The sequence below is a fragment of the Streptomyces populi genome, from assembly GCF_002911015.1.
Lineage (GTDB): Bacteria > Actinomycetota > Actinomycetes > Streptomycetales > Streptomycetaceae > Streptomyces > Streptomyces populi.
In genome coordinates this window covers 49,496-59,791 of sequence record NZ_KZ626889.1, presented here as the reverse complement: position 1 = coordinate 59,791, position 10,296 = coordinate 49,496, and the positions used below count along the sequence as shown (strand labels likewise).

Here is a 10,296-nt window from a genome sequence, read left to right as displayed (position 1 = left end):
CAGGTCCTGCAGGGCGTCCACGAGCTGCCATGTGTAGCGGGCGGGGCCTTGCTCCGCCGCGTGCCCGATCGCTGCCGCGATGTCGTCCCATTCGGCGTCGAACCAGTCGACAGCTTCCTCTTGTGTCCGAAAGACGCGTGGGGTCGAGCCGTCGACGGCGGCCGGACGGCTGTGGGGGACGTACATGCCGCATGCGGCGGCCGCGTTGACGACGCTCTGCAGATAGTGGTCGAGGAGGCGGTCGACGGTCTCGTCCCGTTCCGCTTGGCCGTCCTCGGCGAACGCCCTTTCCCTGGCGTACTCGTGCACGAGGTCGTGCCAGGCCGGCCGGCCGTCCTCACTGTTGCGCACGAGATGGACCCGCTGGGCCAGGCCGAGGAGGTCGGCGGTCCGAGTACCGTCCAGCCCCGCGGCGGCGGCCACGGCGCGAACCGAGCGCCCGGTGCCCGGTACGAGACCGAGAGAACGGAACACCCGCTTCGCCTCGTCGGGCAGCGTGGCGTACGACAGGTCGAGCGCGCCCCTCACGGCAACGCTCTCCTCGCCTTCCACGTGCAGTCGCGCCAGACGCCCCCGCTCCGCGAGCTCCTCGACGTAGGTCTCGATGTTCCCGGGCCGGTCACCGATCCAGGAACCGGCGACGCACAGCGCCAACGGCAGACGGTCACAGAGTTCGACCAGGCGGGCGGCGGCCTCCGGGGCGTCGGCGACGGCCTGCGGCCCCACCGCCACGCCGAGCAGTTCCAGCGCCTCACCGCTGTCCAGCAGATCGCAGAGCACCCGGTGAGCACCGTCCAGGGTCACCAGCCCGCTCAGTTTGTGCCGGCTCGTCACCACGGTCAGGGATCCGCTGGTGGCGGGCAGAAGACGCCGTACCACGGATGCGTCCGCGACGTCGTCGAGGACGATGAGCACCTGCCGCTCCGCCAGAAGTGTTCGGTACAGCGCGGTTTGCGCTTCGAGGCCCAGCGGGATGTCACGCGGTGCGCTGCCCAGTCCCTGCAACAGCAGCGGGAGGGCTTCCTCCGCGGTCATGGGCTCCGCGGCGGCGTCGAATCCCCGCATGTCGAGGAAGAGCTGGCCGTCGGGGAAGCCGCTCGCGATCCGGTGCGCCCAGTACAGGGCGAGCGCCGTCTTGCCGGCCCCGGCCGGCCCCACGACCAGGGCGAGTCCCTCCGGAGCCGGCCGGGACGCGTCGAGCCGGCGCAGTTCCGCGTTGCGTCCGACGAACCGGCGCGGAGCACGCGGCAGTTGGCGGGGAACGCGTCGCTCCTGCGCGGCTGCGGGCACGGCCGTCGCGTCGGCCGCGGTCTTCCCGGTCAGCAGGCGCCGGTGCAGGGCCTCCAGTTCGTCGGAGGGATCGACACCGAGCTCGTCCACCATCCTGCGGCGCAGCGTGGTGTAGACGGACAGCGCCTCGGAAGTCCGGCCGTCACGTTGCAGGGCGCGCATCAGCAGGGCGTGCGGACGCTCCCGGAGCGGGTACTGCGAGGTGAGGCGGACCAGCTCCGCGACAGCGGCCGCGGACCTGCCCAGTTGCAGATCGGCCTCGGCCCGGCCTTCCAGGGCGGCGATGCGCAGTTCGGTGAGCCGCCGGCGTTCCGTTTCCATGGTCGGCAGGTCCGGGAGGGGGTCGCCCTGCCACAGGGAGAGGGCTTCGTCGTGGTGGCGGTACGCCTGTGCCCATGCGCTGCTCGCCCCGGCTCGTGCGCCCTCCCTGACCAGGTCCTCGAAGACGAACACGTCGACCTCGACCGGGGCCGCCCGCAGCATGTAGCCGGGCTGCCGGGTGGTCAGCAGACCGGTGCCCGCCGGCCCGAGGGCGCGGCGTACCTCCGCGACCAGTGCCCGCACCCGGGAGGCCGACGCGCTGGGCAGGTCTTCACCCCACAGGCCCCGGGCCAGCCGCTCGACCGACACGACTCGGCCGGGGTGCAGCAACAGCATCGCGCACAGAGCCCGTTGCCGGCCCGTGAGGGTGACGGCGTTCTCCTCGATCCGGACGTCGAGAGGGCCGAGCAGGCGAAATCGAGGCTGGGTTCTGGGCACCAGCAGAAAAGTAGACCAATGTCACCTCGTGGGCAACGAACGTCCTGTCAGCCCCTGCGGAGCCGTTCGCGCACGGCTCGTCCCACCCGGCGTACGCGGCCCGCGTGCCGCCTCCACCACAGGCGTGCCCACAGGGTCTGCAACGCGGCCAGAACGAGCACGGTGGTCAACGCGTCGAGGCGGGCCCACCGGTCGGCGGAGCCCGACAGGAGGCCGAGGGAACGGTGAAACAGCGGCCAGGTCACCTCGGTGAGGGCACGGAGGCCGAGGAACACGCAGGTCGCCGTGCCCACGACCACGCCCAGCGCGTACACGTTCAGCCAGTGCCGTTCGGCGGCGGGCAGGGAGCGAAGGGGGTCCTCGGCGGGATGTCCGCACAGACGCGCCACGACATGGCGCAGCCGGCGTCCCGTGTCGCCGTACAGGTTCCGGCAGCCCGTCAGGTCCTGGGCGACGAAGTACAGGTCGGTGCGCATGAACAGCAGGCACTGGCCCGCCAGCGCGGTGAGCAGCGTCATCATGATCACGGGCAGCAGCGCCCAGTCGGCGCCGAGGCAGCGGGCCAGGAGGCAGCCGCCCCACACCATCCCGTCCACGGCGATCCCCGACAGGTAGACCGTGAGGCGTTCCCTGCGGCTTCTGAGCCAGATCCCGGACACCTCCGTCTGCGCCACCAGGAACTGCAGACGCGTCCCGAGACGGATCCGCCCGGGCACACCCGCGGCACGCGCTGTCATGAGGTGGGCCATCTCGTGCAGAGCGATCAGGCACACGGCGACCGTGCTCTGCACCAGCACCGTGAACGTGCCGTACTCGCTCCACAGCAGCTCTCCCCAGGCCGGAAACGCTCGTGGCCGGGACAGCGCGACGAGCAGGGCCACGACCGGGACCAGCAGGACGAAGCCCTGTAGAACCGGGCTCATGACCCAGCGCACGTGGTGCGGGCGCAACCGGGGAAAGGACACGGCCGGTGTTCTCGTCGCGAACCGCCGGTCGCCGATGGAGACCACCAGTCCGGCCTGCGCGAGCCGCTCCACGAAGGCGCGGACATCGACGTCACGGCCGGTGTCCGCACGCAGACCGCGTCTCGTCTCCTCGATCGTGTTGCCCGCCGCCAGCAGTCGAACGGCGGCCATGCCCAACTCGGGCAGGGCGACGATCTGCTCGCCGCCCTGCGCGCCGACGATCCACTCGCCCCGGTCGCGGCGGAACTCCAGTGCGTGCAGGACGACACCGGTCTCGTGGTCGTTCGTGGACGCCGTCACCTTCGCCGCTCCGTCATCGACTGCACAGCGGGCACTCCGGCCGGGCCGGATGCCGTACGTCGACCACATGGTCGGGGGCGATCAGATTGACGCCCCGCACATAGCCCGGCGGGCGCCTGCCCGTTCCTGTGAGCAGCGAGATCACCTCGTGGGCGATGAGTTGTCCGGAGATTCCCGCGGCCGGGGCGAGCGCCCCCGTACTTCCCAGGTCCGGGTGCCAACCGGGTTTGAGTTTGGCTTCCTCTCCCGCTCCGACGCATTCGAAGCAGGGGCCGTCGGGTCCGTACACACCGACGGTCACCAGCGGACCGTTGTATCCGGCGACCACCCAGGGAACGCCCAGGCCGGCACACACCCGGCTGGTCATCTTGGCGATGAGATCGTTGCGCGGTTCGTCCGCGCACAGGACGAAGACGTCGCAGCGCGAGACGAGTCCGGCGAGCGCGTCCTCGGTGTCGACCTTGCGGATGTCGCAGGTGAACGAGCCCGCCGAGTTGACCGCGCGGAGACGCTCGACGGCGACCTGGGCCTTGGGCCGACCGAGGTCGGCTTCGCCGTACAGGACCTGCCGGGTCAGATTGGACACCTCGACACGGTCGGGGTCGACCAGGTGCAGGTTACCGACGCCCGTGGCGGCCAGTGCCCAGGCCGCATGGCTGCCGGTGCCGCCGACGCCCAGAACGCTCACGCGCGCCTTCTTGAGCCGCAGTTGCGACTCCCAGGGATCGCTGCCCGGCCGCAGGTCGACACGGCGGAAGTAGGTGTGGTTACGGCTGTAGCGTTCCAGCTCGTCGTCGGTGAGACCCTCGGGGCGGCCGTCCGCGGCCGCGTCCTCCAGGTATCCGGAGTTCAGCAGTGCCTTCACGACCTCGTGTGCGCCGTCGGCTCCCAACCGCGGCTGACGCGCGGCCAGTTCGGCTTCGACATGCTCGACCGGGGTGGCTCCGTCCATGAGGCTCAGCGCTTCCCAGACCCAGCCGTCAGGGTCGGTGATCTCCGCCGCGATCCCGTACAGTTCGCCGCCGATCCGGATGGTTCCGTCGTCGAACCGATGGGCCGCGTGCTCGGGCTTCACCCGTGGTTGTCTCATGAGCACCTCGTTTCCTGGGGAGGGTGCCGGTGAGCGCGTCGCTCACCGGCACCGACCGGACTACGAATCGATCTGCTTGTTCTGGATGGTCTCGATCTTGTCGAGCAGACGGATCTCGATGTACTCGGTCTGCCCCGTCACCTCGGCCTCGCCGAACGCGACCGGTTCCTCGTCCCGCGTGACGCGGATGTCTTCCTTCACGGTCCTTCTCCTCTTGTTCGGTACCTCTCCCGCGGATGCGGAAGTCCATGGGCGGCCGGCGTGCCGCTCGCGCACGTCACAGTCGTCGCCACACCGCGCCGAGAACCCTGTCCACCGGGAAGGGGCCCATCTGGCGCGAGTCGAAACTGACGGCCGCGTTGTCCCCGAGCAGCAGCAGATGGCCCGGGGGCACCCGCTCGGTCCCGCCCGCCTCCGTCAGCCAGGTGTCTCCCGCCGTCGCGGCGACCCGTTTGACGAGCCACCGGCGCTCGGTGACGGGCTGTCGGGTGCTGCCCAGTCCGGCCGGGGGCAGGTCCCAGGCCCTGCGTTCCGTGCTCGGCTGTTCCACGACGACCACACCCCCGCGTTCCGGTACCGTCGCGCGCCGGACCAGGACGCGATCACCGGGCCGGTAGGCGGGAAGCATGCTGTGCCCCACGACCGTGACCGACACGAGCCGCCTGCGCAGGACCAGGAGCACCGCGGCGGCCAGGCCGGCGCAGCTCACCGCTGCCAGGAGGCCGGTCCGGATCACAGCGCGGCGCCTTCCGCGATGGGCTGGGCCGATTCCTCGGTGTAGCCGGCTGCCTGGAGCGTGAAGAGGCGTGCGTACGTGCCTGCGTGCGCCATCAGTGTGGTGTGGCTCCCCTCTTCCACGATCCGCCCCTCGGACAGGACGACGATGCGGTCCGCCTCCCGTACGGACCCGAGCCGGTGCGAGATGAGCAGGCTGGTCCTGCCCTGCTGGAACTCGCGGATACGGGTGTGCACTTCGTACTCGGCCTCGGCGTCGAGGCCGGAGCTGGGTTCGTCCAGGATCAGGAAGTCGCGCCGTTCGCGTACCAGGGCTCGAGCCAGGGCCAGCCGTTGCAGCTGACCGCCGGAGAGCAGGACGCCCGCCGTCTCGGTGTCCTCCTCGATGCCCCCGAAGAAGGTGCGGGTGACCAGGGTGTCGTACCCCTGCGGGAGGCCCGAGACCGTCCGGTGCACTCCCGCTCTCCGCGCCGCTCCGGTGATCCGGGCGGGATCGTCCAGTGCCGTCAGGTCCCCGAGGGCGATGTTCTCCCGCGCGGTGAGGTCGTAGTGCATGAAGTCCTGGAATACCGCGGTGGTCCTGAGACGCAGTTCGTCCGGGTCGGCGTCCCGGATGTCGACGCCGTCCCAGAGGATCGCGCCGCTCGTGGGGTCGTAGAACCGGCAGAGCAGTTTGACCAGAGTCGACTTGCCGGCTCCGTTCAGCCCGACCAGGGCGAGGCTCTGGCCGTGGGGAATCTCCAGGTCGACGCCCTTGAGGATCCAGGGCTGGTCCTCTCCGTAGCGGAACCAGACATCGCGGAGTTCGATCCCCTTGCGCAGTGCGGGCAGCGGGCGTGGCTCCTCGGCGCGCTCCAGGTCCGGCGCCGCCGCGCTCACCTCCTGGTAGTACCCGAACAGGATCAGCGCCTGGTGTGTCTGAGCCAGATTCGCCGCTGTCTGGGCGACCGACGTCTGAACTCCCGCGACGGCCACGATGAAGATGGCGATGTCGCCCAGGGTCAGCGTGCCGGACCGCGCCGCCTGGACGGCCCAGACCAGGCCGGCTCCGGAGACGAGCGCGGCGAGCAGGGCCAGGAGCGACTGGGTGAGCAGTTCGCGACGGTCGACGCGGCGTCGTTCGGCGTCCGCCGCCCGTCGTTCGTCCTGCATGCGCCCGAGCAGGAAGCCGCCGGTCCCGAACAGGCGCACTTCCTTGGCCGCGTCGACGTGGGAGAGCAGATGGTCGAAGAACATCTCACGGCGTTCCCGGGGGCTGATGCTCCAGAGCATCTGCGTGCGTCCTCGTGACAGGGCGATCTCCGCGGCGAGGACGGGAAGGGCGAAGACGAGGACGAAGGCGGCCATCAGCGGGGCGAGCGCGACGAGCGAGGCGAGGAATCCCGAGATGGTGATGCCCGCCCGGACGACTCCCAGCGACCCCTTGACCACCATGCCCGGCGCGCTCCTCCCCGCCTGCTTGGCCATGCGCAGCTTGTCGAGGAGGACCGGGTCCTCGAAGGGGCCCAGCCCCACGAACCGGGTCACGGCGGAGAAGAGCCGCCCTTGGGCGAGTGTCCCGGTGGCGCGATCGACCTCACCCTGCAGATAGGTGAGGACGTGCGGGACGACGCCCTGGACGACGCCGACGGCGGCCAGTCCGACAGCCAGTGTGATCAAGGTGTGTGCCGGGGCACGGCCGCTGAGCCGGTCGAGAGCCATCTTGGTGAGCCAGCCGACGGCGACCGGCACGGCACCGCCGACCAGGTCCAGTACGACGTAGGCGATCAGTTTCGGGGCGGAGGACCCGTAGGCGAGGGACAGGGCGCCCCTGAGGCGGGACACACCCCGCCCCGGCGGCGCGAAGGCCGTCGCACGATCCGGTCCGCCGCGTGGACTTCGTGATGTGTGTACGGGCATGAGGGCTAGACACCCGCGGAAGCCGGTGTGAGAAGCCCGGCACCGATCTCGGCCAGCCGGGCCGAGCTCTGGGGCGAGGCCAGCACCCGTCCGTTCCCGTCCACGACGAGGTAGGTCGGGAACATCGAGACACCGAGCTCCTCCACGAGCCGCAGCGCGTTGTCCGCCCCGTGAACGACATGGGCGTACCGGCCGAGTTCGTCGTCGTAGTGGGATACCCCGTCTTCGTCGCCGACGACGACGGAGAACACCCTGCTCCGGTCCAGCGCCATGTTCCGCAGGAACTTCTTGTACACCGGAAGCTGCTGCTCGCAGCCGGTGCATCCGACCGCCTGGAACGTCAGGACCCAGGGCTGCGAACCGTCGGCGGGCAATTCCACGTGGGTCCCGTCCACACCGACCAGGGCACCCGGCCGAGGAACCAGAGATCCCGTTGCGGGCCCCTCCACGCGCCGGCCGCTCAGCAGTCCCTCCTCGGTCAGCGGGTCGAGGAGCTTCTTGACCCGCAGCGCTACGGCCAGGGAGAGGCCGCAGGCGGCGGACGCCAGCAGCAGGCCGAGGGCAGACAGTGCGATGCCCATGTGCACTCCATTCTCATTTCACATGCGTCGTACGAAGGAGCGAGACCAGCTCCGCGAGGTGGAGCAGGGTGACGCCGACGACCGCCGCGGGCGCGGCGGTGAGCGCGTAGTGGGACAGGCGCGGTCCACTCGTGGAGACCGTTGCCCACCAGGTGCCCGCGGTCAGGGCCAGCAGGAGGGTGTTGCGCAACAGGTGCACCCCCGACACCGATGTGCCGCTCGCTCCCGCACAGCCGCAGGACGCGTCCGGCCGTGTGCGCGCGAGGTTGAGCAGGTAGACGGTGAAAGCGGCCAGAAGGAGCAGGGCCGCAGCCAGCCCGGCACGTTCCAGGGGGCGCACCGCCAGAGATGCGGCGACACCCAGTTCCATCAGGAGAACAGCCGTCGCCAGCGTTCCTGACGAGAGTCGGCCCAGCCGTGGGACCGTAGCCGACACGTGGGCGCGGAATACGCGGAACCCGTGCGCCTTCTGTCCGCTCGACCAGGCGAACACCGTGATCAGACACAGCTGGCCGAACGCCTCGACCACTTGCATGGCTTCCTCGGGTCAGGTCCGACGTGGCGGGTGGAGCCGCCGCCGCGCACAGCGCGGCGGCGACACCTCACGGGCACCGCAGCACGCAGCTGGGGGTCCAGCAGCACTTGACGAAGTAGATCTGCCCTCCGCTCGACTTCCTGAAGGTCTCGCAGCCCCCGCACCCCGCGGCCGCGGACGTCTGGGGAAGCAGCTTGTCGGCCATGCGGCCCACCATGCCCCTGAACATCTTGGACATCGGCACTCTCCTCGTTCGGAACTCGCCTGCCGGACTTCCCTGTCCGGCCCGGCCTCTGCTCCCACTCTTCACCGCCGTACTTTCCAGGCCCTTTCAGCGTTCTTTCCGCCGCCACCGCCGCCGTCGCCGTCGCCGTCGCCCAGGACAAGGGGCTGTCGGACGAGTGCCTCGCAGTCTCGCCAACCCTGCTCCGACCACCGAGGGCATCCGGAACATCTGCCGGTGCGCGCCTGCGTCCGCGTCCGCGAAGCGATCAAGGACGGCGGCACGCGGATGTGAGCGCCGCCGGTGTGAACGAACTCCGGCAGGCGCAGGTCGGCGGGGCCCGTCCTGGAGACGGGCCCCGCCGCGTTCGTCCTGCCCCGCCGGCACCTCCGCCTTCCCCGGTTCCGGGTTGCGCTGGGTGCAGCAAGGACCTGCCCGTGATCGTGCCGGGGGCCTTCGGGCCCGCGCTCGGCCGTGTCAGGTGGTCGGCGCCGGGGTGCTCTCGGGCTCGTCCTCGGTCGTGCCGGGACCGGTGGCCCTCTCACGGACGGACCGGACGGCGAACGCCCCCGCCAGGACGGCCGCCACGAGCAGTCCCAGCGGAGCACCGGTGCTCAGCCACCACCACACACGCTGCGCGGTGGCGGCGTCGTGGGCCTGCTTGCGCACGGACGCGTCGACGCCCTTGACGGAGACATCGCTCACCGGGAACAGCGTGACCGTGCCACCGGCGCTTCGCGTCCGGGCGAGGACCGTCTGGTGCAGGGTGCCGTTCAGACTCAGGCCGGTGTTCGCGTCCACCCAGCCCGTGCGCACGGTGGTGGAGACGTACGTGAGGGGGACGGTCTCGGGCAGGGCCGCCAGCACGGCCTTGCCGGGTCTCTGAGCCCCGGGAAGCGCCGCGGTGAGCGCCGCCACCGAGCTCCGGGGAAGGGCCTCGGGCAGGGCTTTGACCGTGGCGGGGTCGGCGAGGGGCCCGGTCGCCTCGATGTCGTACCGGTAGGCGCTGCGCCCGTCCACCGAGTCCTGGCCCGTGTACCGGGCGGGCACGGTCTTCCGAATGTCGCTGTCCCAGAAACGGTAGTCGCGCTTCTCGGGGTCCAGCGGCCAGGAGAAGACCAGCCCCGTGTGCTTCTCCGCGCCGGAGCCGGCGGGAGCCGGACGGCCGGCGAGCGTCCGCCGGTCCACGGCCCAGACGTGCTTGGCGGAGTTCAGCGGCTTGCCGTCCGGGCCTCGCAGCACGGCGTCGTCGAGGACCACGGCGGTCCGGCCGTCGGTGTCCTTCACCGCGATGCGCCGGTCGAGTGTCACCGGCAGGTCGTGGAGGAACGCGTGCGCGCGATCACCGGCCGCCAGAGCGGAGGCGTTGAGCAGGGAGGCGGTGCCCTTGTAGTGGAAGGTGCCGTCGGCGTCGGACGGTATCTGGTGCAGGGCGGGATAGACGCCGAACCGCGTCGTCGCCGACCCGGCCACCAGGACCACGGCCGCCGCGGTCAGGATCCAAGTGCTCTTGCGCATGGCGTTCTCCTCAGGGCGAGGTGCCGGCGAGCTGCCATTCAGCGTGCGCCCAGCGGTACTTAGCGAGCGCTAGGTAAATTAGGGAGGGCCTGACGGCCAGTCAATGCTTTGGCGCGAACTCAACAGCCCTTCCCTCGCAAGAATGTTGAAGCACGGGACGGCTCGCTCCAGGCCGCAGCCCGACGCTCTGACGGCTTAGCGGCCGCTCAGCAGATCGGCGAATACAGGAGGTGCCTCGTGCACCCGGGTGTCCATGCGCGTACGTTCCCCGGCAGGCCCGCGGTCGTCGTCGCGGAGACCGGGCGGACCCGCCCCGGAGCCGTGCGGCCGCCCACGGCCCTTCCCGGTGGACGCCGCTTCGCCGAACACTCTCCCACCGGGAGGTCCACCCCGCACCGGGG

At 70.8% G+C, this 10,296-nt stretch carries 10 protein-coding genes; all 10 read right to left on the bottom strand.

Annotation, left to right across the window (positions count from 1 at the left end):
• A partial coding sequence (locus tag CW362_RS24400) for an AfsR/SARP family transcriptional regulator (RefSeq protein ID WP_206301044.1) occupies positions 1–2,049 on the bottom strand: 2,049 nt, incomplete at its 3' end.
• Positions 2,050–2,096: 47 nt separating this feature from the next.
• Positions 2,097–3,314: a hypothetical protein gene (locus tag CW362_RS24395; protein WP_103551662.1), complete on the bottom strand. Its 1,218-nt coding sequence runs from the start codon at positions 3,312–3,314 to the stop codon at positions 2,097–2,099.
• A gap of 13 nt (positions 3,315–3,327) precedes the next feature.
• Positions 3,328–4,404 (bottom strand): HesA/MoeB/ThiF family protein, encoded by a 1,077-nt coding sequence (locus CW362_RS24390; protein WP_103551667.1) that lies wholly within the window; start codon positions 4,402–4,404, stop codon positions 3,328–3,330.
• Positions 4,405–4,464: 60 nt separating this feature from the next.
• The gene (locus tag CW362_RS43435) at positions 4,465–4,605 is read right to left on the bottom strand and encodes a hypothetical protein (RefSeq protein WP_162684203.1); all 141 of its coding nucleotides are present in this window, start codon (positions 4,603–4,605) and stop codon (positions 4,465–4,467) included.
• 76 nt (positions 4,606–4,681) lie between these two features.
• Complete coding sequence (locus CW362_RS24385) at positions 4,682–5,140, bottom strand: S26 family signal peptidase (protein WP_206301043.1); 459 nt, start codon at positions 5,138–5,140, stop codon at positions 4,682–4,684.
• Positions 5,137–6,963: an ABC transporter ATP-binding protein gene (locus CW362_RS24380; protein ID WP_240658003.1), complete on the bottom strand. Its 1,827-nt coding sequence runs from the start codon at positions 6,961–6,963 to the stop codon at positions 5,137–5,139. Before CW362_RS24380 ends, CW362_RS24385 begins: the two co-directional genes overlap by 4 nt.
• A gap of 80 nt (positions 6,964–7,043) precedes the next feature.
• Entirely contained in the window at positions 7,044–7,619 is a 576-nt protein-coding gene (locus tag CW362_RS24375; protein ID WP_103551660.1) for a TlpA family protein disulfide reductase, read from the bottom strand.
• A gap of 13 nt (positions 7,620–7,632) precedes the next feature.
• Positions 7,633–8,154: a MauE/DoxX family redox-associated membrane protein gene (locus CW362_RS24370; protein ID WP_162684202.1), complete on the bottom strand. Its 522-nt coding sequence runs from the start codon at positions 8,152–8,154 to the stop codon at positions 7,633–7,635.
• 67 nt (positions 8,155–8,221) lie between these two features.
• A complete protein-coding gene (locus CW362_RS43430) occupies positions 8,222–8,392 on the bottom strand; it encodes a hypothetical protein (protein ID WP_162684201.1) in 171 nt (56 codons plus the stop codon).
• A 462-nt stretch (positions 8,393–8,854) separates the two neighbouring features.
• Complete coding sequence (locus CW362_RS24365) at positions 8,855–9,895, bottom strand: porin PorA family protein (protein ID WP_103551658.1); 1,041 nt, start codon at positions 9,893–9,895, stop codon at positions 8,855–8,857.
• Positions 9,896–10,296: the final 401 nt, after the last annotated feature.